Source organism: Bacillus sp. ISL-7 (genome assembly GCF_018613065.1).
The window spans coordinates 70,005-93,570 of record NZ_JAGGQW010000027.1 but is presented as its reverse complement, the minus strand read 5'-3'; the positions used below and the strand labels follow the sequence as shown (position 1 = coordinate 93,570).

Sequence of the window (23,566 nt, the reverse complement as noted above, 5' to 3'; positions counted from 1 at the left end):
GTTTAGTTTTCAAAGAACAAATTCACTTTCCAATGAAGCGACAAAAACTATTATACTATTATTTCTCTATTTAAGTCAACACTAATTTTTAACACTCAATGTTTAACTCGTCCGAAGAGAGCTTTCCTATAATAACATGTAAGTTACTATAAGTTCAATGTAAAGTTTTTTCCAATTCAACTTCAATTAACAGCACCGCAAATAGTATTTATTAACCACTCGTTTTTGCTGTCAACGACTACTATCTTATCATGGTAGACAATAGGGTTCAATGTGTAATGTTTTCCATTTTGCCAAAGATAATTAAATATAATTCTAGCGAAATAATAGAAGGAATTGATTATAGTTCCTTAGTTGATCCATCAATAGATAATCAAAATAAAAAGGCAGTGGATCATTTAACCACCGCCTTCTTGGGACCTCTCCAAACCTTTTCAAGTGCCACTTTATTCAATCCCTAGGTTTTTCCATTCCTTATATTTGGATGGGTTAAGCTTGTTCACATGTTGCAAAAACTCTTCTGAATAACCAAGTTTTTTTAATCCAGATAACAATTTGGTAGGAACAGCCCTGTCAGTATAAAATGCCCTCTTGAGGTCGATTACTTTTATTTCCCCTAGTTCATTGAAAAAAATGTGGCGAACTTCAATATCAAGTCTTGTAAAACCCACAGCTTTCATTTCATCCAGCATCGATAAAATTTTCCCCACGATTGCCTCTGAGAGTTTTTTCTCTTTTTTTAATAAATGCTTAAGATTGTATCCTTTTACAAACTCCATCACAATATAGTTAGAACCATATTCATATAATTTAGGAATAATAGGAGAGGATTGTCCAATTTGCAGTGCACTTAATTCCTTTTTTTGTGTGTCTTCATTAACAAAAACTTTGACGCACTTCTCAGGTGTCAATTGAAAGACGGATCCATCAGCCCCCTTCCCTATCATTGTGTAACCGCTCAGATCTTGAATGGTTACAGTGCCTTTATTCTTGGCTACTATTTTTTCAAAATCTTTCATTTCTAATCTCCTTCTATTTCGATTTCAAATCCCTTTGTTGTATTTAAATCTTGGGAACTGCTCTAATATAATCCGAGTTCTTTTCCCCATACTTCTATTTTCTCTAGATATCTTTTTAAAAGTGTGCTCTTTCCTCCATTCAACACCTTTTGCAAATGACTAGAAAGCTTTTTTTCTAGAGTTCTCTGTAAATATGCCTTTTTTAGAAGTTTCAATGGATCATCACTGAAGGTTATTCCATATTTCTGCATTTCTTCGCAATACAGCTGCACACATTGACTTCGAATCTCTTCTTCCCTCTGTTGCCAATCTGAGCGAAAATCAATTAATAATTCGACTAGGACGACCAAATCATACCAGCATGGATACTGTTTCGCAGACTCCCAATCAATCAAAGAGACTTTCCAATTCTCCTCCTCATCATTGGCATTTTCACAGCAAATATTGTGGACATGGAGGTCACCGTGGATGAGACATTGTCCAGATTCCGTAATTTCAGGAAAGTACACAGGCCCTTTTTTTAATATTTTTTTGATCATTTTATACCTTGGTGCCACCAATTCTCTTAAGTTAGGATCTTTCATTGCCAGATCCAGATTCTCTTTTGCTTTTTTGATACCCTTAGTCCTCTCCTTTACCTTCTCTTCAGAATCAAAATGGGGAAGAGAGGCGTCAAAAAGATCCGCATGCTGCAAAAATCGATGATCAAAGGTTATGGCATGAAATTTTGCCACAGTTGGGATAATTCGTTCCAAATGTTTTGGAGCTAATTTTATTTGTCCTCGTAACGGCTTCAAACATTCGGTGAACATCCATGTTTCATTACCATTTACATTCGGTTCAAGCCAATATAATCGCGGCATAAACTCATGATAAATGTTATAGGCTTTTTGATACATACTGATTTCTAATATATGATTTTCTTTCAGTGGTTGCTTGTATATTTTAAGGACTATGGGAATGAACTCCCGACCATCAGTTAGAACCAACTTCCAAATACTTGTCTTTTCCCGTGTATTTTTGAGGCATTCTATTCTTTCTTCCACTAACTTTACTTTTTTACCAAGGACATTTTTTAGCTTTTCTTCCCATTCAAATTGCTTCCAACAGCTAATAATTTCTTCTATACTATTCAAAACCTAAGTTCCCTCCTTCCTCTGCCATCACTTATTTTCTCCCCCATAAGTTTCGTAAATGGGAAACAAAACTTCGAACAAACGGAAGAGGGTCACTCCAAGCAAAAAGAGCCTCCACCTTTTTTCCAGATAAACTTTTCACCCATTCCACGAACTTCATTTCCCCATTTTTTTGTTTTTGGCGAAAGGAAAGAAAATCACGGACAAAGTAAACCCATTTGACCCCTTCTTTCTGCACTGTCACAGGTGCTGGATTTTGCCCGGTAAGGGATAAATAATACAAGTAGGCCAAATTTACCCCACAAGCCATTGATAACGCTTGAGTTAAACCTATTCTTGAATTGATTTCGATAAATTTCAGTTTCCCATCTCTTGGATCCCGTTTAAACTCAGCAATCGCCAAGCCTTTGAACTGAATATCTTTTAGAAAGGTAGTAGCGAGTTGAATGACTTCTTCGTCCCTAATACTTAGGGCAAGTGCAGTAGATCCAAAATGAGGGGGAAATTGATGTAATTTTTGGTTCATCCACAAGCCAATTAAATTCATCTGATCGTCAAAAAATGTCTTGACGGAATAAATACAATTCTCCTCACCAGGGATGACCTCCTGGATCATTAGTTCACCGAATGGCCGATAAAAAAGGTACTCTTCTCTCAATTGGGAAGCTTGTTCTACTACAATGGCTTTCTTATAAAGACGATGATCAATATTTGAGCGGAAATGAGAAGAATGAACTGGTTTTAAAATACAAGGAAAGGTAATTTGATGGATGATTTGCTCAAACTGCTCTTCGTTATTTATTGCGAAGGTTTTGGGGCATGGCACATTTGATTTCAGGGCCAATTCATACGTTAATCTTTTATCTAATACGGCTTCAACTAGTGTGTGTTTAGGTAATAGAAATCGATAATAGTGTGAAAGAACAAATCTGTTTTTTGAAATAAACTGTACAAAGTCATCAGACCCCGCATACAGGACAGCCTTTTGGCCAAACTTTTGGGCTAATCTGGTAAGAAATAGAATTAATGCAGCTCCTTCACTAACTGGATTTGGGCAAATTCCACAGGTGGCAAACCGTGTTTTACCGATTTCATATTTCCCTCTCGTATCAAACGCATATACCTTAATCCCTTTTTTCGCTAAACTCCTCACAATACCAATTCCAGTCGCACTTAGATCAAGGACAACGGCAGGAACATCATGTTGCATACTTTTTTCCTCCTTTCATAATAATGATCGATAAATGCCTTCAATCTTTTGAACCATGGTACTAACGGTTAAATGTTGTTGTGCAAATGCCTGAGCATTGTCCGCGAATTCTTTTCTAATTGATTTTTTTCGTAATAGGAGCAATAACTTTTCGGCAAGTTGTTGTGGGTTAGCTGGTTCAACTATAAATCCTGAATAGTTATCCTTAATGATTTCCGGAATGCCGCCACAATTGGTCGTTAGAATTGCTTGATTGGTAAACATTGCCTCGATTATTGAGATGGGCAACGTATCACTTGTAGTTGGAAGAACAAAAATGTCTGATTCGCTTAATAATTTAGGTACGTCTTCTCTGCTTCCTAAAAAGGATACGTTTTTTAATTTCAACTCACTAACCTTCTTTTCGAGCTTCATTCTCATCTCACCATCGCCTACAATCCGTACTTCTACATTTTTCAACTTGTCTTTAATCAGGGCAAGAGCTTTAAATAAATACTTATGTCCTTTGCGGGGCCGAAGACGTGAGATACAGGTAATTACAGTTTTGCTTTGGCTATTCTTAACTTTCTTCTGAATATTCCATTCCTCTAAATCAATCCCAGTATACACAGTGGTCATTTTATCTTCTTCAGCGCCTATATTTATTAGGAACGGGCGAAAGACATCACAAAGGATGATTAATTGGTTGGCATTTTTAATTGCTTGTTTATCAATGGCTGAAAAATAGATTTCCTCAACCGAACCTTTTTCCATCAAGTTAAACTTTAATCTGTTTTGGGTCATAAATCCATGCGGTGTGAATAGAAGAGGTTTTTGATGGGATTGGTTAAGTAATCCTATTACATTAGCAGTATAGCGATCTTGTGCGTGAATAATATCGTATTCCGACAGATCAATATCTTCTAGCATCAAATAATAGCTGTATAGTTTGCTGATATTGTGTAGTATTTTTGGATTACAGCTGCCATACCGATTGATAAAAAATTGTGAGAATTTCTCAGAACAACTATCGCGTAATGCCTTCATTTCATCGGCAGGAAAATGGTTTGGTGCAATAACATGGACACTATGTCCTAAATTTTCCAAGCCGGTTTTAAGTGCAGTGATATAGTTCTGTAGACCACCGATAAATGGATATTCCCAAAACGTTGTGATTAATATCTTCATTTTTTTGTTTTGAATTTCTGCTGATTCGAATTGCTCCCATTCGAATTGCTCCCATTCTAATACATTTTCTACTTCATAAGTCTCATTTACCCCATAATATTGGTCCATAGCAAAGATTAAGTAAGGAAAAAGGGTCGGCAGAAATGGTTGGTCATTTTGTAGTTCATCTTTCACTTCCACACCCTCCTTATGATTTCAAATGCTTCAGCATATTCTACCCCCACGGTCATTCCCCTTACCCTAGCTAAATATTCTACTCCATCATAGGAACGAGGATGTGGGAATGGTCTCATTTCTACATCATAATGGTGAAGAGATTTGAGCTTATCGTCGATGGTATCTGTAATATCCACAAAATAATTAGGTTTAAATTCTTTATCATTCGTGTGCTGGCTCCACTCACTGGAAGAAACAGTTTCGAAACAAATAATTTCAACCGGCTCTTTTCCAGGCAACGGCCGAGCTGCTGTTAACACTGCCTGAAACAAAATTTGATGGTCTCTGTTGGTGTCACCATAATGATGCGTGAAAATCTTTGTAGGCGCATACTTATCCAAAAGTCCTTCGATAGATTTGTTGATTTCATGAAGAGGTATGGTTTCCAATAATAAATTGGGGAATTCCAAAAATAACACCTCTTCCACTCCTAAGTGTCTGTTTGCCTCCAGCATTAATGGCCGAATGCGATCTTCCTCTTCCTTCCGTCCTTTTGCAGCAATAACTGAAATTACCTTATAGCCAAGATTAATTAACTTCTTTATCGTTCCGCCGCTCCCAAGAATTTCATCATCAGGGTGAGCGGCAATCACAAGCACATTTTTACTCACTTAAGCACCTCAATTCCAGATAAAAATAGTTTTCTTGTAATTATATGGAATTTAGTCAAAGTGGATATGGACAATCTGAATAAAATGAAAAAATGGGCTGATTTTAAGTGATATTCGTTTGTTTCGACTTGGACACCTGATTCTATCGCTTTCAAAAAAAGCAAATTTGAACATATGCATTTCACATATGTTCAAATTTGCTTGATTAATTTTTTTAAAAACTCTTCAACAGGTACCGGTTTACAATTTTATGTTTCTACTAAATTAGTTGATTAAAACCTCGTCAACCTTTTCATAATCGCTGTTTTTCGTTCCCTATCTTTAATTCTTGTTAAATCAAGCGCATATTCATGACCTTTATTTTTGGCTTTTAAGATTTCTCTTACCGCATTTTTCACACTTTCTTCATTATCTGTAACCATAATTACCTTCCGTAGCATTCCTTCCCACTCTCCTTATCTTCCCATAGCGATTAGTTTTCATTGATGCCTACCACGAAGCCATCCGTCTAGAACTTTGCACTGACTTTATTCATATATTACTAACTGAGATCAGTCATAGTAATTTTATTCATGAAACTATTATCTAAGCCTTTAGACCATCCGAATTTGGGTGGTTTTTTTAATCTAGTATTGCTAACTTCCTATATAAGTACTTTCTTCTTTCCTCAATATACTTCGTAATTACCGATAATTCCTGGTCAAATATATTTATATCGTGTTTTTTATATGGATCCTGTTTGACAAATGGACGAATCGATTGTGTCATTTTTTCCACCTTCGGAATCATATTTTCTACTGTAAATTGCTGTTTCATCATGTCTTCAAGTAGCATTCGATATTGTTTTCGAAAGGTATCTACATTTAATATACGGGCGGTTAATGTATTAAACCCATCAATCGGTACATAATCGGGCTCCATAATCTTTCCATTAACATCCCTGCCCCATGTCGCATCATAATCCCAAGGAATGATTTCAAAAAGGCGCGTTTCACCATTCCTGTAAAGCGCATAGTTATGAACGAAACCATCATAATTTGAAGTAAAAATAATTCCAGCCATCCAGCGGAGATATTTATCAATATCTACAAATTTTTGAATTTCCTTCTCGAATTCATTATTCGCAATCGTATTGATATTAAATATTAATTCCTTTAAGAAATAGTCATCTTCAGGTCTCCCTACCTTTCTTTCATACCCTAACTCTAGTGATTTTTTGGTCTCCTTATCTAAATCGCTCATCAGCGAAAAGTTTGCATCACCATCGACCGCATAAAAAATGCTTCCGTTTGAAAGGTTTCTTCTTTTCAAAAAATTCTCATCTACTGATTCGATTTCCAAATAGACCCCCTCTGCTTTTCCATTTTGGATTAAAAAGATATGGCGCGATAGTGGTGATAAAACCCCAAGCTCCGCAAAGAAATCAAACGACAGCTTATTTCGGATCAATGAAGGATCCTTATATTCTGCGTTTAAATGAATATGATTTGAACCTCTGAATTTTTTGGGTTTATAGAAGGAAACCTGATATGATTTTTTCGGAAAATCGCGGATATGTGATCCTCGATAGGCCACATCAATCTCGAGTCTTTTCCCTTCAATCGTTAACTGAGCAGGAATCGGTTCATCAATCCAAATGTCTCTTCTGAGTTCCCGAAGGTCATTCGGCCTAATAAAAAGCTTGTATTCCGGTATTTTCGCAGCCTCGTCCATTTTTTAATTCCTCCTTCCTTTATTGGTATGAAGGAAAATGGATGCTGGTCACGTTTGATTAGCATTTTTTCTTATTTTAGGCTTTTGGCTCATTCCATTGTTTCTGACGATACGTATTTTGATAAGAGAAGAGTGAGTTTATTGGACAAATAGTTTAGTACTCCCTTTTCAAGCTTAAAGGAGGTGCAAAAATAATATGAGTGATTTTTCAGCTGAAGATATTCAAAGAGCTGCAGATGAAGTAAGACGCGGTGGTTTCGGAGACTTTATGTTCCGTGACCCAGGTCAAAATCGTGGCACCACACGCAGAAGAACATCCAGACGAGGAACATCCGGGCGTCGGATGACATCACGCCGGAACACCTCTAGACGTAATACATCCGGAAACCGCAATACATCCAGAAGAAATACTTCAAGGAGAAATACATCCAGAAGAAATACTTCAAGGAGAAGAACTTCAAGATGCTGTAAATGGTCAGGGTGGCGGTACAACTCACGTAGCAATACTCGAATAAATAGATGTTGGAAAGACGGAAATATGTGGAATTTACGAGTCCGCAGACGCTAATAGGTTTAAAAACAAGAGGGGATGGAAACTTAGTTTCCTTCCCCGTCTTTTGTTATAGTCAACATCTACTTTTTTTCAGGGATTGCACAGCTGCCATCTGCACAGCTAACATCGTCTTCGGTGGAAAGATCCTTCAGCACTGGTGTTGGAGACTCTTCCTCCCAAACTTTTTGTAGTGCCCCCATGAAAGTTTCCGTCGGTTGTGCACCAGAAATGGCATATTTTTGATTAATGACAAAATATGGAACACCGCGAACACCATACTGCTGTGCAAGGGATTCATCTTGACGAACATCAGTTGCATAGGCTTCCTTATCATTAAGGACTTGCAATACTTCCTGGCGATTTAATCCTGCCGCTTCAGCAAGGTCTGTCAATGTTTCAATATCTCCAATATGCTTCGACTCTGTAAAGTAGGCATGCAGCAGCATTTCTGAGACGGCGGCTTCCTTCCCTTGTGTTTTTGCAAATTTAGCCAAGCGATGAGCATCAAACGTATTTGTTGGCTTCATCTCATCAAAATTAAATTTCAACCCAACAGTGGCTGCCTGCTGCCCCACCCCTTGATTTGCTTTCTTCGCTTTTTCAACACTCATTCCATATTTTTTTGCTAATACTTCATGGATGTTCTGACCAATATTTTTTGGAGAATTTGGGTCAAGTTCAAAGCTTTTGAATTCAACTTCTACCTGATCCCTATGTGGAAATTGATCTAACGCCACTTCTAATCGGCGTTTCCCAATATAACAAAACGGACATACATAATCTGACCAAACTTCAATTTTCATATAGACACCTCGTTTTCTTCGGTTAACTTTTATAGTAACACAAGGTCAGAGAAATCTATTCATAGTTGCTCATGATAAATTGGTTGAATTTACTTGCAATGAAAGTAAAATTAACCCAGTGTAGAGTAAAGGATTTTTCTCGTGAAATGGAGAATATTGATTAAACTATTCAAAAAATAGCACGAGGTGATATTGTTGAAAGAATGGATGAAGGAAATTGAAATTAATGCTCCCATCGATCAGGTTTGGGGATTGTTAAATGGATCACTAGCGGATATGCAAAAAATTATGCCGCAAGTCGTTGATCATCAACCTGTAAAAGTGACTAATGAAGGTATCGGCACTATCTACCGTCAAAAATATAGGGAAGGTAAACGAATCGAGGAGTATGATGTTGAGACCTTAGAATATGTGAATATTCATGATAAACGGAGATTAAAAGTGGGCTTTACGCTGGCCAAGATGTTTGAAATCACCGCTTTGTATGAATTAACGACAATCGATGAGCAGAAAACTCTTTTTAAATACACCTGCACAAACCGACCTTTAAAGGCATTTCTCAAGTTATTTTTAGTTTTTGCCAGTGATAAAATAGTTGTTCAATTTTGCGAGCGAGTCAAAAAAGTAGCTGAAGAAGAATTTAAAAATACCAAAGTTCTTGTTAAATAGCCTAGTTAATATCTAGCTCGCTAAAGAAAATTCCACAAGCTTGAAACCTGTGGAATTTTCTTTTTTTCCTAAAGTGCCCTTAATTGGTTTGGTTCAATGAAGTAAAGTAATTCTTTGTTCACGGATTCTTTGGTTAATTCCTCCCAAGCCTGTTTATAAAAGGATAATTGGCTGTTATAGAATGCTTGGAGCTTTTCGTAGTCTTCGACCTGTTTTGCTCGGTCTGTTTTATAATCAACGATGTTCCATGAGCTATTTTTTTTGTAGATAAGATCAATCGTTCCTTTGACGTAGAAGGGCTGGATATCTTCAGGATTTTTAGTGATTAACGAATAAAGAGTATGGCCCTTTTCAACTTTTAATGTAAAGGGAACTTCTGTCAGTACTTCTTCCGCTGTCACTAACTCATCCCAAAGGAGTGATTTTCGCAAGTTTTGCAGATAAGACTTTACTTCTTCCTCTCTTTCGATAGGAAGCTTAAATTTGTTTAAGGCAACCTTTATATAATTAGAAAGTTCATGGCCCTGAACAGCTTTTTCAAAGACATCATGAATCAGCGTTCCCCAATCTTTTCCACCACCCGATTCTCGTTCAATCGTGATTAACTCTGAATAATCTTTGTCTTTTGTTGGCGACCAATGTTCAAAAGTTTTCATTTTACTTTGGTCAAGCCAGGCGTTTTTACTCACGGTTTTCGCCTTAAATTCGGATAAGGTAAGCTCCTTTGGCTTTAAGTTAATTTCAAACACTTCTATTTCAGGTACTTCCATTTCCTCGATGTTTTCCATTTCAAAAAGGATATTCCAAGGGTTTTTCTTATTATCAGTGTGAGAACTGATGATTAGTGCTTTTTCGGCACGAGTTGCCGCGACATAAATAATCCGCTGTTCTTCTTCGGTAAGGTACATTAACTCTTCTGTCTTATGTGTCTCCCATTCAAGTGGAATCGCAATTTCTTTTTCCGCAAAGCCATTCTTCACTGTAAACGTAAAGTACCCTTTAGAGGTATAGTCCTCACGTTTAATATGCTGTGATAAAAAGGATTCAGGACTGACTGACTTGACTGGATGTGCCAAAAAGACAATTGGTGCCTCTAGTCCTTTTGCTTTATGAATATTCATAATCCGAACCGCATCTGCGTCTTCTTCAAGGTTTGCAACCACTGTTTTTTCAAAAATCAGCTCGGTCAGTGCTTCGATTACTTGTTTATATGTTGTATTACCAGTCGTCTCCTGTTTACGGAGAGCTTCTAGCATTTGAAGCAGACTCTTATACGTTCGTTTATTCCGGCCATTTTTCAAAAGTAATGGATAGAAACCGACCTCTTCGATGATTTTTTCAATTGCAGCTGTTGGCGACAGCGTCCGAATTAGCTTTTGACATCGCTGTAATTTATCCCATGTTATTTCAAATTTATCTTTTAGCACTTTCGGAATTTCAGCCGGTATTTGGGCGTAAATGGAAAATATTCCACCAGCTTGTTTCCATTTATATAGTTCTTGATCACTGATACCGAAGAAAATCCCGCGTAACACAGCAACGAAGCCAACTTCATCGGTTGGGTCCAAGAATGATTTTAACAGAATCCATAAATCTTGGAACTCTCTTGTTTCACCAAGGATAACTTCACCACTGATACTAACAGGAATCCCCATGGCCTCAATCGTTTTCGCATAGGAAGCAACGCCATCGGTATACCTGGTCAGTACCATGAAATCCTTGGCATTATGGCCTTGCTCGATGAGATTTTGAATGGTCAGTGCGATGTTCTCAGCATCGATTAATATGACTTCTTCCTTCTTTTTATAATCGGCAGGAACGGATAAACGCTTCACACCTGTAAAGCCCTCGCCTTTGTCCTCATGAAAGGCTATTAACGGGTGGTAGGCAGCTTGGTAATCGGATTCCACTTCAGGTAAATGCTTTTCAAACACTTTATTTAATTTCTTAGTAACAGTGTCAAGTGTCCGAAAATTTGTCGTCAGCTGCAGCACTTCTCCTCCATGCTCCTCGATTAACTGTTTGACACGATTGTATGTATCAATATCGGCGCGTCGAAAACGGTAAATAGCTTGTTTGGGATCACCAACAACGAAGAGTGAGCCTGATATCGGTTTGCATTTTGTCCAGATTTTTTCATTAATGTCATCACTCGTTAAATAAAACATGATCTCCGCCTGAATCGGGTCGGTATCCTGAAACTCATCGACGAGTAAATAGCGATATTTCGCTTGGAAATAGGCGCGAACTTCTGGATTACCTTTAAGCAACTTTGATGTATGGATCATTAAATCTTGAAAATTTAGTAGTGATCTCTCTTTCTTCATTTGCTCGTAGGTTCGGACAGCATCTTGTAAAAAATCGATAATAATGGGATGACAATATTCTTTCCAAGCTTGTATAAGCGGTTTGATGGATACTTCAAACACTGCTGTAATTTTCTCTTCATAAAATTTTGCATCTTCCTTGGCTGTCCAGCGATTATAGGTTGGCTTTAAGTTCTTATCAAATAATTCAAAAATACTAATGATGTCCTTTTCCTTCGAAGGATTGATGAATTTTTCCTTTTGGACAGCCGTTAAAATCGCTTTTTGTAAACTATCATACCCCTTCGGTGGTTCCTCCTCAGGAACGCATCGTTTTGCTTCTTTAATTAGGAGCATAAATGATTGGTATTCTGGCTGCAATACTGGTTTCGGGACACTTTCCGTCACCCAATCCACATCGGAATATTCCTTTAGCCTCTTTAACCAGGGAAACAGGTTGTCAACGGATATACCTAATTCTCCAATGAGTTCAAAGTGATGCGGTTCTTCATTGATTAAATTTTGTAAATGAAGTTGCCACGCTTCTTCTAAAATATCTAAATCATCCGACTCATCAAGCTCTTTAAAGGTTAAATCTAAATTTGCTTCAATCGGACGCTCTCGGAGCAGTTTGGCACAATAGGCATGGACCGTTCCTAAAAAGCAGCGCTCAATATTTTGCAATGCCTCACCTAAACGAAACTCGATATCAAGGTCCATTTCTTTTTTCCACGCTTCCTCTAATTTTGCTTGAAAACGGACCTTTAACTCATCAGCGGCCTTTCGTGTAAAAGTGATCGCAACAATTTCATGAATTTCTGCTGTCCCTGTATAAATGAGGTTGACCATACGATCGACTAAGCTCGTCGTTTTACCAGAACCAGCACCTGCTTCAACTAAAAAATTCCTCTTAAGTTGTGATTTAATTTTATCCCGGGCAGCTTGATCGAAAATTTCCTTAGTCATATGCTCTAACCCCCTTTAACTTTTGATTCGACTGCTTCATTTCAAGGCTTTCTTTATTATAAAAATGGCGGCGGCAAACAAGCTTATATTCACAGAATTTGCAATCATTCACATCATCAGTCATTTCAAAATGACCATGCTTGACCGTATCAATCAGTTTTTCCAAAATATCTATACCATTTGTTCTAAGTGTACGGTCCTGCTTCCTCGTAAACCTCTGTGCCAATCCTTTTGGGGTCGGAAAATAATAGGAGCTCTCCTCGACTGCACCCTCGCCAAGGTTTAAATGATGTTCGATGGCCAAAGCATAAATCATGTGCTGAAGCTGTCGACCGCCTTTGAAGGCTGCATTTTTCGCATAACCGTACGTGCTCCCCGTTTTATAATCGATAATGTGATATTTACCTTCCTTGGATTGGTCCACACGGTCAATAATCCCTGAAATTTTTACTTCTCCTGATGGAAGAGTAATAATCGCTGGTTCCTTTTCACCAATCCCAAAGGAATATTCGAAATAAAGCGGTTCGTAATTTTCGCTATGAAGCACTTCCTCTTTTAGAAATATCTCACAGCAAGCTAAGATGTCACTCCTCTCACGTTGATAGACTCTTTCATTTGGAGGCGGGAGAACTTCCTTTTTCTGTTCCATTAAGTTTTGAGCAATTGATATAATCAGCTCCATATGTTTCTCGTACGAAGGCTTGGCATGATCTTGCTGTAATTTTTTATAAAAGTTTTCAAAAATACTATGCAGCAAGCTTCCACGGGTAGCCGCATCCATCCATTTGTTTGCGTCAAACGAAAAGTCATCGACAGGCCTAACTTTTAACACTTCTCTCAAAAAATAGGAATACGGACATTTTGCAAGTGTTTCGAGCTTGCCCGCACTCAGCGTTTTCTCCTGATTGAGACGTGGGTCATATTGCGCGTCATCAATTTGAACCAGTCCATCATATTCAGAGAAATTCCCGGTATTTCGTGCGGTTTCGGCAGCGATTCCCTGTTTAACATTATTAAAATGGGTTAGAATCCCTTCATTTAGCTGATGTGAACTATCATTTGTTAATTTTTCATTCCAGTAGTCTTTATCTTCAAAAATATCAGTAGCGATGATTGATGACGGCAGTGACTTTAACGATTTAAATTCGGCATCTATATTGCCTGTGATTAAGCGGTAGCATTGCAAGACAACAAATGCCGGGTTAACGACACGGTTTTCGTTCATATCGAAATGGCAGTAACTGACCGTGACATGACCATTTGAATTTGCCAAAACTTGTAGCAGCGTATACAAGTTCTCTTGACCCTTTTCACGAAGTAATCGCAGGCCGTTCCCTAACTGAATCCTCTCTGCATCGAGCAAGAGCGGATCTTCACTTACGTTACCAGGAAACTTCTTGTTATCAAGTCCAACGAAAAATACATTTGGTCGACTATTGTATATTCCACTCTTAAAAGTTGAAACATGGAGGTGACCTGGTTTTGGCCGCGATTGATTTATACGGACAGAAAGCAGTAGGTCCTTTATCTTTTCAAAGACATCATAACTAGGTAACTTTTCATCCGCATAAGGGAGCAGTTTTTGGATTTCTTCCAATAAGGTGGATTTTGCGATCTCATCAAAAGCTGAATTTGTTTTACAATTATTTTTGAGTACATAGGCGATTCCGGTTAAACATTTTTTATAGTTCATAGTTGGCTCTAATGGTGGAAGCTTCTTAAAAATTTCTTCAAAACTCAACCAAATCCATAACATCTCTTTTGCAGGATTTTCAAAATAAGGGTCATCTTCATGATCGACGCACTTCAAACTTAATCGACCAAATTCCTTAGAAAGAAGTTTTAAATATCGTTCTTGAGACCAGCCAATTTGAAGATCCCTGAGCACTCTGGAAATTTTTGATTTTGAAACCACCACTTCATCAAGTCCAACAAATCCACTCTCAATGAAAGGAACTTTTTTACCCAGTTCAAGCAAGCCCTCATTGAACATGTCCAGAAAAACTGGGACACTATAATTTGACTGAATCCACCCTACAAGCCCTGAAACTAACCGACCAGGGCGGCTGAAAGAAACCGGAAGTCCTTCGCCAAAGGTCATCGGGAGGTCCATCTTTTGTGACAAGTGATAAAATTGAGTTATGTATGCATCAGCATCTGTATAATAAACAACATTCTTATCTAGAGGAGATTTTGCGACCTTAATCTTCTCTAGGATTTGTTTCACTTCCATTTCTTCTGTTTTAGCAGTAAAGACTACTAAGTTTGGCTCACCCCTAGTTTCTTCCTGTTGATAGAGATAGCTAAGCGGAGTCGGGGGGCCCCCATGAATGGAACTAAGGCTTGACCGCTCAGGAGTATTGACCCCCAAAACGGGTGCAAGCGGCAGTTTATAGACTGTCTCAGGGATAATCTTTCTCAGGAATTGGTCTTCTAAATGCGATAGGGTTACACCTGATTGTAAAATAAATACTACCTTTTCATTTATTTGAGCCGTTTCAAGTGCCTTATTTAACAATCCGGCCTTGTCGGTAAATTGCTCAGAAATTAACTTATTTTCATATTCAGCAAGGATCTCATAAAAATCCTTCGCTTTGTCTGGATTGATAAATGCATTCTTTTTCAACGTGTCCTTTGTATAGCCAGCTAAATGTAATGTTTGGATGGTTGTAAAAATGGCATGACTAAAGGCTGGCGTAATTTCCATTCCTGCAAAGTATCGGAACTTATCTTGGTTCTTCAGCTCTTTAAGGAGATTGTAGGTAAAATGAACACCAACTGTATGATCTAAGCTATTTTGCGGTTGCTCTGAATTCAAGTCAACAAGAGTTTGGGCAAGGTCGATTACTGTTTTATACTTAAGATTAATTGCTTGATGTCCTTCCTTAACAAATGCCTCATTGATTTGTTCCCCAATTGAATGAGAATCAACGATCACGACTTTTTCTTTATAAGGAAATTTACTGCAGATTTGGTTAAGTTCGCTTATTAAGGCTTGCATGGGAACCTCCAACTTTCTAAAAGAAAAATAATAATTATCTACCTATTCACTCTGTTCTAGTTTCATATTTGTTATTCCTTCAATATAATTGAAAAAACATATTTTTTTCAAAGTTGGTAATAATAACCTCGATTAACTTTGAAAGGATGGGATGTTTGATGTCGTTAGAATGGTTTGACAGAGTTTGTGGAGAACTGCAAGAACACCTGGAATCTATTTGTGAAGAATACGATCAGGTTGGCCAAATGACAGTTGAAAGAGCTGCCAAACATCCAAGGATTGAGTTTTATGTCGATACCGCAGATGTTGATACCGAAGAACTGGAGAGAGATTATTTTTGCTCACTGTTCTTTGATCCGCAAAACGAAGAATTTTACATCGATACATTCGATGTTGACAGCGGGCATACGGCGAAGGTCATCCTTTCAGACATAGAAGACCTTATCGAGGAAGTTCACGCCAGTCTTCATGATTACATGAACGGCGATGATCACTATACAGATGATGGGGTCTATCTTCAGACCAGCGAGGTCTTTGATGATGATGATGAGGTCGAAACTGTTTATGTGGAAGATGATGAGGATGAAGAGTATTACGAAGCCGAACAAGTCAATAGTGACGACATCTTTGAGGAAATTGATGTTGATTGGTCCACCCCTGAAGTAACGGCCTTCAAACATGAAGACGAAGTCGAAGTAACCTATCAATTTGGATTGGTGCAAGCTACTGGAGACGGTGTTCTCAAGCGCGTTAATCGGATTTGGACGACGGACGATGAATTAATCAAGGATGAGTCCCATTTCATTTTTAGTAAAGAAGAAGCAACCACCATAATTGCGATGATTGCCTCTCATATGGACCAATTAAGCGAGTTTGAATTTTAAGAAAAATTAGCCTAATACAACGAGCATGCCTGAGCGGTATGCTTGTTTTTTTTCCGAAAATTAAATTTCTCCAAAGCAGGAGAACTTTATGATTAATCAACCGTGTAATCGATTTGAATCCCATGGTATAGCTCTTTTTTATTATTTATTCATTATAATAATAGTAAAATCAATACTTTAAATTTTCAAGAAATTAATTTCCTTATTTGTGTTTGAGCAGTACAATTTCCTCTTTGTGGGTTGTTCCTATTGATTGGCTAAAATAGTAATCAGCTTATCCTCCACCTTTTTTCCTTTTGAATCTTCCATTAAGTTATTTAGAAGGATTGAAAAAATTAAGGTTTGTCCACTTTTTGTTTTCACGTAGCCTGATATTGAACTCACCGTTGAAATGGTCCCTGTTTTTGCGTAAACTTTTCCTCGAACCAAAGAATCCTTCATCCGATTTCTTAAAGTTCCGCCGACCATCTTTTCACTTTCACCGGCGACAGGTAATGAGTGAAGATAACTAGGAAACCACTTTTCCTTTCGGACGGCAAATAACAGCTGCGTCAGCTGGTTGGCTGGTATCAGGTCGACATGGGAAACGCCCGAACCATCTCTTAGCACCAATGTGTTGGGGTTAACCCCGTATTTTGTAATCTCATTTTTTAAAACGCTTAGTCCCTTTTCCCAGCTTCCTTCCCCTTTTACGACCCGGCCCATTTCCTTAATTAATATTTCAGCATGGACGTTATTGCTCAGTTTCATAAACGGAACCAGCAGCTCAGATAACGGCATCGATTGATGTGTCGTTAAAATTCTTGCGGTGTCAGGCACCAATCCTGTTTTTAGTTTTCCTGTCACCTGTATCCCGTGTTCTGTAAAGGATTGGTGCAAAAGGGACACGGCATATCGAGTGGGTTCCCAGACACCAATCCATTCCTTTTCTGTTTTTGCCTTTGTTGGGATGGTTCCTTCGATTGTTATGATGTTCCTCGAATGTTCCCGTTCGATGGTGATATCCTTTTTACCATCCTCCGGAACGGTTACCGCGTGGTTGTTTATTTTTAGATAATTTGTCTTCGGGGTTATTTTCACGATCGGCTTGTCACCTTTTTTTATTCCGGGCTGCACGAGTACCTTGACCGATCCGGCATCAAAGTCTCTGGTCGGTGAGGCGGTGAGTGCGGAAATCTGTGCGCCGTAATGGGTTGTTTCGTCGCTCCAAGGCAGGTCGAGCGAATAGCGGACATTATCATACCAGGAATCATATCCTAATGATATTGTACATAATTTCTGCCGTACATAATTCACATGGGAGTATGTAAGAAAACATTGATTTTTCAACTTATTAATCATTTTTAAAGAAAAAATGACAGTGTACATAATCATTTTAAGGGGTTTATTAACTTTATACAGTATCAAAAATGATTAAAAAAACTAAGTGTGTACATAAATATACTTTCTATTTTTAGGTGATAGGATATACATTAGGATAAATAGATTTAACAATAATATTTAAATAATTTTGTTTTTTTAGGGGGACATAGCCTCGGTGCGAGGCCAGCACACACAAGAAGCCATGGCTTCTTGTGTCATGCTTTAACAATCTGCTTCATCTATTAAAATCAAAGTGGATTTTATACAAGGGGCTTAACACTTTTAGATAATAACCATTTAAAAATAAAATAAGAGTAACAATAAGGGTATAAATAGAAAAAATAATTACATAAATGATGAATAGTTAATAGTGGGTATGATTTATGTTTAAAAACAAAGCACCAATATATATGATTAACAATATGGAATACCAGAAATTAGAATAAACGTAAAAAAAGGAACATTCGATTAATATGGGAATGAAGGTTAACATCTTTCAAAAATATCCAAAATATGAAACTACAACCTTTGATGAATATTTGTCCCTTTTAAAAGATTTGTTTGCTTACCTAAAAGATTTAAATAAGGACCAAAAATATTGGAATGCTTTAGGCAGCAATCAACAGGTTTACAACAAAGGTGGAGCTTTTGTTTCAAAGGCAAACAAGACCTATAATAAACTGAAAGATTTAAATGAAGAAAGTGACGGCATATATGAAGCATTGCAGGACTTATTTGGTAAAAGCTTCCCAATTCCTGAAACCGTACAGAAATCGGAGGAAGCTCGCTTTATTATGTCTTCATATGCAGATAAAGAACAGTTTATTGAGGATATGTTCCCTGTCGATATAAGGTTTGGGCTTACTATTGATTGCGAAGTGAAACAAAACGGTTTTAGAGAAGCTTTGTTAAGGACATTCTTACGACAAGGAAAACCGTTGTTGGTTAATAAACAGTTATCATTTTTCATTACAAAAAATGAATTAGCCGATAAGGACCTTGCTTACCACATATATTGGAAGGTGAGAAATCGTGGCGAAGAAGCTATTAAAAGGAACGAATTACGTGGCGAAATTGTAAAAGGCGGACCAGAAAAAATCGAAAGAGCGTCCTTTAAAGGAAGTCATTATGTGGAGTGTTACCTAATTCATAACGCTACTTGTGTAGCTAGGGATAGGATCGATGTTCCAATTTCAACTGGATTATATGTTTGATGAAGGAAAGGAGGAAATTCCTCCTTTTTTAATTTACCTTTATACATTTTTGATTTCAAAATGTGAGATATTGTTTTCCAGCCAAAATATGAAATTTATATTCAATTTAAAAGTTAATATGGGAGATAGGAGTGAAGAAAACGAGCAAAATTTTGTGATCGATTAAGAAAACTTATTTCCACTCAATGACTTCAGGAGTAATTTCTGGCTTTTTCATATGAGCAAAAGAATAGTTTGCCATGGTTTGAATATCGTTGAATCGGGACTTTTCATCGGACTTCATCACAACACAAATGATCTCTTTATTGTCCTTCATTAAATATTGTACAAGTGTATATTGAGCTGCTTCTGTATACCCTGTTTTACTAGCAATGACGTTCGTCCTACATCGTTTTATATTTCGATTTATGATGTTTTTTTCTTGTATGCTCGTTTTAATGAATGCTGCTTGTGTTGACATGTCTTCTAAAACTTTTGGGTGTTTCAACGCTTCTTTTGCGATGAGGGCCATATCATAAGGGGTTGTATAATGTTCAGGGTCGGTCAGCCCACTTGCAGTAACAAAATGGGTGTTTTTAAGCCTCAATTTTTTTACCTTCTGATTCATAAGTTTGGCAAATTTCTCTTCGCTTCCAGCTACGTTTTCAGCAATTGCAACAGCCACATCATTGGCACTTAACAATAATAAGGCTTTCATTGCATCTTCTTTAGAAATCCTCTCTGATACAGCAAGCCCAAAACAGACGCATTCCTGATTTGCAGCATTTAAACTGGCTGTTAACATTTCCCCATCTTTCATTTGTTCATCTAAAATAATGGCCGTCAACACTTTAGTCATACTCGCAGGATTGGCTTTTGAATTTACATTTTTGTTGTATAAAATCTCGCCAGTATTGACATCAATTGCGACTCCAAATTCTCCCTTAATTTGCGGGACTAACGCCTTTGCATTACCGTCCTTTGTTGTTACCATTCCGTTCAATATAAAAACCATTAACAGTGTTGTTACAACAACTTTCCTAATCATTAGCATGTTGTACCTCCTGTTTTTTAAACCTTAATTCATCCTCTAATGAAATTAAATTACCTAATATAGCATTTTCAATTTATCCATTTTATTTTGCTCATTACAGTTAGAATTACTTCCTAAATGTGTGTTAACGTTCACAAAAAAATTTTAGTTAAAAAAAAGAGCATCGGTTTTGCTTGAACCAATACTCTTATATAAATTTCCCTAATTTTTCCAACTTAATATATCTTGTATCCTTCCACTGAATCCATATTTTGAATAACAAAGATGTTTTGTTCCTCATTAAAAACCGTTTCATTACACAATTGTGACCGCTTGAAAGAGATGACACAGTTTTTGCTTGATAAATTGGGACACTTTTTCCCAGTTAGAGTCTTGCATTTTTACATGGAAGGGCGTGTATGATAGTCTTGGTCAATCATGCAGCCCTTTGTTTGTCTGTTCCAAGCAATTTATTTATGTATGTCTTTGCAGTATCAATACTCGATAAAAAATGTATATATGCTAATATTTATGCAAATTTGGAAAGTTATGCTTGCTGCACTAACTGGCAGGTTACTTTAAGAAGGATTAAATTTAATTGTAGCAAGACCAACTAAGATTGTCTTTGATATAAAAAGTATAAAAATTCTTGCAACATATTTAAGCATAATAATTTTTATTAAGTTTTGGATAACTCTAGAAAAAATGGAAAAAATACAAAAAAAGAAGAGTGGAGGGTTTATAATGTCTTTTTGTACCAATGAAGAGGGAAAGTTTGAAATTGATACCAATATTAATTTCCGTGAATCCATACCAAACGTTGATAAAAATTTAAATGGAGATTTTTTGACCGATGATGCTTTCACTGTTTTTTACGATGAAAAGACAGGAGAAATCATTCCCGTGGAATATTTGAACCGTCATAGTGGATTTACGGAAGACGGTAGAACCATAATGGTCATTGATGGAATGGTATATAGTAGGAGATGAATCCCGATTTTGGAGGATTAAGCTGTGGACAAGAAAAAAATTATTCAATAAGATTGATACATTACAAAAAGCCAATTTTTGCGTGGATGAATCCCATTATATTTGGGCTGTGGTGGATTTTTGATTTTCCTGTTCCTGTACTTAAATAACATTTAATTTTGCTTAAATAGGTGCAATTATTCAAAATAAAGGTCGCCTTTTGTTATTTTATAAACAAGATTGTGAACGATTACACTTAAACTATAGGGGGCTTTACTTTAAGATCCAGCTGCCATAATGGTGGCTTTTTCTAATTGTACTAACTGGGCAGTTTAGCATTCCTGTAGATCGTTAAATATCAGGTTTGAAAAAAATAAAGCCCCTCAGTAAGATATGAGTATAGATACCACTCTAACTCAGAATCTTAAGGAGGAAGCCCTACTATGAATTTTAAAATGCAAGACAAACAAAATCAACTAATAGAAAGAATTTCCGATACACATCTTATTGTTGGTGTAGACATTGCTCAACAATTTCACGTTGCTCGAGCTGTAAACTTCCGTGGAATTGTAGTCGGAGATCCCCTTACATTTGTAAATAATGAAGAGGGGTTTGTTAAACTGCAAAATTGGATTGAAAAGTTAAAAAGACTAAAAAATTTAGATTCCACAATAGTAGGTATGGAACCTACTGGCCACTACTGGAAAAACCTATCTAAATGGCTTGTTAAACAAAAAATTGAGGTAGTAACAGTCAATCCCCACCTAGTAAAGAGAAACAAGGAGAATCGTGATAACACTCAGTCAAAGAGTGATAAAAAAGATGCACTCGTTATCGCTGATATGGTGAAAAACGGCTATTATTCCTTTGTTCGCCCTTCATCTGAATCCTTTGAGAAACTCAGAGTTTTAATTTCTAATCGTGACGTGATTGTTAAACGTCTCGTAAGCTCTACCAATCAGATCCATAGATGGGTAGATATTGTGTTTCCAGAACTTAGACAAGTATTTAAAGATGTTACTTGTAAAGGGGCAATCGCAACCCTCCGATTGTTTCCTACTCCTAATGAAATAGCTTCCTTTGAGCCTCTAGATGTCATGAGGGGATGGAAGTCTTTAATGCAGCGACAACCAGGACCCAAAAAGGCTCAATTACTAATCAATCTAGCAAAATCCTCGATAGGAACTGGACAAGCACTGGACGCTTATAAGCTCCATTTAGAACAATTACTGGAGGAGTATGACCTCGCCATAAAACAACTCGAAAGAGTTGAACAACAAGTTAAAGAAGTTCTCAATAAAATACCATTTGCAAGGAAGCTGCTTATGATTAAAGGTATAAGTGAAATTTCATTAGCTGGCATTTTAGGAGAGGCTGGAGATCTAAGTGGGTTTTCTCATGGGAATTCTCTATTACGCCATGCAGGACTCCATTTAGCTGAAGCAAGCTCAGGAAAATGGAAAGGGCAGATTGTCCTCTCAAAACGAGGGAGGTCTAGACTACGGCGTTTCCTCTACCTAGCAACCATGAGCCTTGTGATGAATAACCCTGAGTTTAAAGCTATCCATGCATATAATGTGAAGGTCAAGAAGATGAAGAAAATGAAGTCTATCATGAAGTTGGTCGGTAAATTAGCAAGAATTTTTGTAGGTATAGCTAAGCGAAACGAATCTTACTGTGCAAATAAATTAAAAGAAACAATCCCATTAGCAGCATAAAAGCAGTATGACTAAAAGTCTTATAGTTAAATAGTTATCTTAAATTTTGAATGTTGTCTTATTCGTAGGATTTCAAATATGCACGGAGTACCAGGTTTCTTCAACAAAAGGGCACTGTGACCCATCAGTTTAGCATAACTGGCCTCCACCCCTTGGATAGGCATGACGAAGGAATGAGAGGGCAATTGACCCGTTGAGACATGGGAGGGAAAGCCTCCAGGGGCGGCGTGGAGATGTGCATTATATGGTAAAATATGGAGTGATGGCTGACTCCTTTATTTAACTATGCCTTCACGAAGCCAAGATGATCTGAACTCATTTCAATTACCCGTAAATCCAATTACAAGGGTTATGAAATCCTGCGAATAAGTGAGCATTCAAGAGATATTCGTATCAAACTGAGGGAGTTGAAGAAGGATACAAAAAAAGCATCCTTTTGGATGCTCTTTATTTTGCAAAATACTACGTATATGATTTATATTTTGATTTCCAGGATAACGCAATTTCCAGAATATATTTAACCACAACTGCTTTTAGCACATAACCTGGAAAAGAGTAGGAGTATTTCCAATTAAGTAGTTGATAAATATGGATTTTAACAAAGAAAGGTTCCGCTACATAGGAATATAGTAAAGCGGTTATTATGTTGGTTATCAAAAAGGCTTTCCACTTAGTAAAATATTGATAAACTAACATATGTAAAACAGGTAGGACACTAGCATCAATTGGATTTAGCCTTGGAATCAAACCGATTAACTTATAAGGATAATTCCACAATCCGAGTGAAGAGCCAATATCGTCTAGGTGAATAATTAGTATAGTCATTAACGCTCCATAAAGCCAAATTTGTTTGATTCGTGTTCGATCTACTAAAAACCACCATACGATCCATGGGAGGATGGTTATGATTAAAAGAAACCACCATTGAGGTGTAAATAGATCGTGATGGTACCAGTGTTCATTTCTCATTTCTGACAGTTTCTTTTGTATATCGATAATTTCTTTTGCAGAAGGATATGGCATTTGAACGTTCCTTT

General features: G+C 37.2%; 20 protein-coding genes. 7 read left to right on the top strand and 13 right to left on the bottom strand.

Going from position 1 to position 23,566, the window contains the following annotated elements; all coding sequences use genetic code 11:
* Positions 1-446 precede the first annotated feature (446 nt).
* The 6 genes from J7E66_RS08620 to J7E66_RS08595 form a co-directional block, all read right to left on the bottom strand.
* On the bottom strand, positions 447-1,019 hold the full coding sequence (locus J7E66_RS08620; protein WP_214999220.1) for an RIO1 family regulatory kinase/ATPase domain-containing protein: 573 nt from the start codon (positions 1,017-1,019) through the stop codon (positions 447-449).
* Positions 1,020-1,081: 62 nt separating this feature from the next.
* Complete coding sequence (locus tag J7E66_RS08615; RefSeq protein WP_214999218.1) at positions 1,082-2,155, bottom strand: phosphotransferase; 1,074 nt, start codon at positions 2,153-2,155, stop codon at positions 1,082-1,084.
* A gap of 31 nt (positions 2,156-2,186) precedes the next feature.
* On the bottom strand, positions 2,187-3,365 hold the full coding sequence (locus tag J7E66_RS08610; protein WP_214999216.1) for a carboxylate--amine ligase: 1,179 nt from the start codon (positions 3,363-3,365) through the stop codon (positions 2,187-2,189).
* 15 nt (positions 3,366-3,380) lie between these two features.
* Positions 3,381-4,706 carry a glycosyltransferase family 4 protein gene (locus tag J7E66_RS08605; RefSeq protein ID WP_214999214.1) on the bottom strand — a complete coding sequence of 442 codons (1,326 nt, stop codon included), beginning with the start codon at positions 4,704-4,706 and terminating at the stop codon, positions 3,381-3,383.
* Positions 4,703-5,359 carry a PIG-L deacetylase family protein gene (locus J7E66_RS08600; RefSeq protein WP_214999212.1) on the bottom strand — a complete coding sequence of 219 codons (657 nt, stop codon included), beginning with the start codon at positions 5,357-5,359 and terminating at the stop codon, positions 4,703-4,705. The genes J7E66_RS08605 and J7E66_RS08600 overlap by 4 nt, the downstream gene beginning before the upstream one ends.
* 272 nt (positions 5,360-5,631) lie before the next feature.
* Complete coding sequence (locus J7E66_RS08595) at positions 5,632-5,799, bottom strand: hypothetical protein (protein ID WP_168244660.1); 168 nt, start codon at positions 5,797-5,799, stop codon at positions 5,632-5,634.
* 41 nt (positions 5,800-5,840) lie between these two features.
* Here J7E66_RS08595 and sda point away from each other — a divergent pair, with 41 nt between their 5' ends.
* Positions 5,841-5,948: a sporulation histidine kinase inhibitor Sda gene (gene sda, locus J7E66_RS32805; protein WP_214999233.1), complete on the top strand. Its 108-nt coding sequence runs from the start codon at positions 5,841-5,843 to the stop codon at positions 5,946-5,948.
* Positions 5,949-5,980: 32 nt separating this feature from the next.
* On the opposite strand, the gene J7E66_RS08585 is transcribed toward sda, so the two are convergent.
* Positions 5,981-7,072: a CotH kinase family protein gene (locus tag J7E66_RS08585; RefSeq protein ID WP_214999211.1), complete on the bottom strand. Its 1,092-nt coding sequence runs from the start codon at positions 7,070-7,072 to the stop codon at positions 5,981-5,983.
* Positions 7,073-7,268: 196 nt separating this feature from the next.
* Here J7E66_RS08585 and J7E66_RS08580 point away from each other — a divergent pair, with 196 nt between their 5' ends.
* Entirely contained in the window at positions 7,269-7,640 is a 372-nt protein-coding gene (locus tag J7E66_RS08580) for a CotG/ExsB N-terminal domain-containing protein (protein WP_214999209.1), read from the top strand.
* Positions 7,641-7,705: 65 nt separating this feature from the next.
* Here the strand turns inward: J7E66_RS08580 and J7E66_RS08575 are convergent, their stop codons facing one another.
* The gene (locus J7E66_RS08575; protein WP_214999207.1) at positions 7,706-8,428 is read right to left on the bottom strand and encodes a DsbA family oxidoreductase; all 723 of its coding nucleotides are present in this window, start codon (positions 8,426-8,428) and stop codon (positions 7,706-7,708) included.
* A gap of 195 nt (positions 8,429-8,623) precedes the next feature.
* Here J7E66_RS08575 and J7E66_RS08570 point away from each other — a divergent pair, with 195 nt between their 5' ends.
* Positions 8,624-9,097, top strand: coding sequence for an SRPBCC family protein (locus tag J7E66_RS08570; RefSeq protein ID WP_214999205.1), 474 nt, complete (start codon positions 8,624-8,626; stop codon positions 9,095-9,097).
* Between the two features lie 68 nt (positions 9,098-9,165).
* Here J7E66_RS08570 and J7E66_RS08565 read toward each other — a convergent pair whose 3' ends face one another.
* Positions 9,166-12,369 carry a UvrD-helicase domain-containing protein gene (locus J7E66_RS08565; protein ID WP_214999203.1) on the bottom strand — a complete coding sequence of 1,068 codons (3,204 nt, stop codon included), beginning with the start codon at positions 12,367-12,369 and terminating at the stop codon, positions 9,166-9,168.
* Positions 12,362-15,370: a PD-(D/E)XK nuclease family protein gene (locus J7E66_RS08560; protein WP_214999201.1), complete on the bottom strand. Its 3,009-nt coding sequence runs from the start codon at positions 15,368-15,370 to the stop codon at positions 12,362-12,364. The genes J7E66_RS08565 and J7E66_RS08560 overlap by 8 nt, the downstream gene beginning before the upstream one ends.
* Positions 15,371-15,528: 158 nt before the next feature.
* On the opposite strand from J7E66_RS08560, the gene J7E66_RS08555 reads away from it, so the two are divergent.
* Positions 15,529-16,254: a hypothetical protein gene (locus tag J7E66_RS08555; RefSeq protein ID WP_214999232.1), complete on the top strand. Its 726-nt coding sequence runs from the start codon at positions 15,529-15,531 to the stop codon at positions 16,252-16,254.
* Between the two features lie 246 nt (positions 16,255-16,500).
* On the opposite strand, the gene dacB is transcribed toward J7E66_RS08555, so the two are convergent.
* Positions 16,501-17,583: a D-alanyl-D-alanine carboxypeptidase/D-alanyl-D-alanine endopeptidase gene (gene dacB / locus J7E66_RS08550; protein ID WP_308162489.1), complete on the bottom strand. Its 1,083-nt coding sequence runs from the start codon at positions 17,581-17,583 to the stop codon at positions 16,501-16,503.
* Between the two features lie 506 nt (positions 17,584-18,089).
* Here dacB and J7E66_RS08545 point away from each other — a divergent pair.
* A complete protein-coding gene (locus J7E66_RS08545) occupies positions 18,090-18,830 on the top strand; it encodes a nucleotide-binding domain-containing protein (RefSeq protein ID WP_214999191.1) in 741 nt (246 codons plus the stop codon).
* 172 nt (positions 18,831-19,002) lie between these two features.
* Here the strand turns inward: J7E66_RS08545 and J7E66_RS08540 are convergent, their stop codons facing one another.
* Positions 19,003-19,863, bottom strand: a complete 861-nt coding sequence (locus J7E66_RS08540; protein ID WP_214999189.1) for a D-alanyl-D-alanine carboxypeptidase family protein — start codon at positions 19,861-19,863, stop codon at positions 19,003-19,005.
* 723 nt (positions 19,864-20,586) lie between these two features.
* On the opposite strand from J7E66_RS08540, the gene J7E66_RS08535 reads away from it, so the two are divergent.
* Together J7E66_RS08535 and J7E66_RS08530 are read left to right on the top strand one after the other, a co-directional pair.
* Positions 20,587-20,832: a hypothetical protein gene (locus tag J7E66_RS08535; RefSeq protein WP_214999188.1), complete on the top strand. Its 246-nt coding sequence runs from the start codon at positions 20,587-20,589 to the stop codon at positions 20,830-20,832.
* Positions 20,833-21,254: 422 nt separating this feature from the next.
* The gene (locus tag J7E66_RS08530) at positions 21,255-22,529 is read left to right on the top strand and encodes an IS110 family RNA-guided transposase (protein ID WP_214999186.1); all 1,275 of its coding nucleotides are present in this window, start codon (positions 21,255-21,257) and stop codon (positions 22,527-22,529) included.
* Positions 22,530-22,991: 462 nt separating this feature from the next.
* Here J7E66_RS08530 and J7E66_RS08525 read toward each other — a convergent pair whose 3' ends face one another.
* Positions 22,992-23,552, bottom strand: coding sequence for a CBO0543 family protein (locus tag J7E66_RS08525; protein WP_214999184.1), 561 nt, complete (start codon positions 23,550-23,552; stop codon positions 22,992-22,994).
* Positions 23,553-23,566 lie beyond the last annotated feature (14 nt).

Coding starts and splice junctions, on each gene's coding strand:
- J7E66_RS08620 (WP_214999220.1), bottom strand. CDS start 1,019: ATGAAAGATTTTGAAAAAATAGTAGCCAAGAATAAAGGCACTGTAACC.
- J7E66_RS08610 (WP_214999216.1), bottom strand. CDS start 3,365: ATGCAACATGATGTTCCTGCCGTTGTCCTTGATCTAAGTGCGACTGGA.
- J7E66_RS08595 (WP_168244660.1), bottom strand. CDS start 5,799: ATGCTACGGAAGGTAATTATGGTTACAGATAATGAAGAAAGTGTGAAA.
- J7E66_RS08585 (WP_214999211.1), bottom strand. CDS start 7,072: ATGGACGAGGCTGCGAAAATACCGGAATACAAGCTTTTTATTAGGCCG.
- J7E66_RS08580 (WP_214999209.1), top strand. CDS start 7,269: ATGAGTGATTTTTCAGCTGAAGATATTCAAAGAGCTGCAGATGAAGTA.
- J7E66_RS08575 (WP_214999207.1), bottom strand. CDS start 8,428: ATGAAAATTGAAGTTTGGTCAGATTATGTATGTCCGTTTTGTTATATT.
- J7E66_RS08565 (WP_214999203.1), bottom strand. CDS start 12,369: ATGACTAAGGAAATTTTCGATCAAGCTGCCCGGGATAAAATTAAATCA.
- J7E66_RS08560 (WP_214999201.1), bottom strand. CDS start 15,370: ATGCAAGCCTTAATAAGCGAACTTAACCAAATCTGCAGTAAATTTCCT.
- J7E66_RS08555 (WP_214999232.1), top strand. CDS start 15,529: ATGTCGTTAGAATGGTTTGACAGAGTTTGTGGAGAACTGCAAGAACAC.
- J7E66_RS08545 (WP_214999191.1), top strand. CDS start 18,090: ATGGGAATGAAGGTTAACATCTTTCAAAAATATCCAAAATATGAAACT.
- J7E66_RS08540 (WP_214999189.1), bottom strand. CDS start 19,863: ATGCTAATGATTAGGAAAGTTGTTGTAACAACACTGTTAATGGTTTTT.
- J7E66_RS08535 (WP_214999188.1), top strand. CDS start 20,587: ATGTCTTTTTGTACCAATGAAGAGGGAAAGTTTGAAATTGATACCAAT.
- J7E66_RS08530 (WP_214999186.1), top strand. CDS start 21,255: ATGAATTTTAAAATGCAAGACAAACAAAATCAACTAATAGAAAGAATT.
- J7E66_RS08525 (WP_214999184.1), bottom strand. CDS start 23,552: ATGCCATATCCTTCTGCAAAAGAAATTATCGATATACAAAAGAAACTG.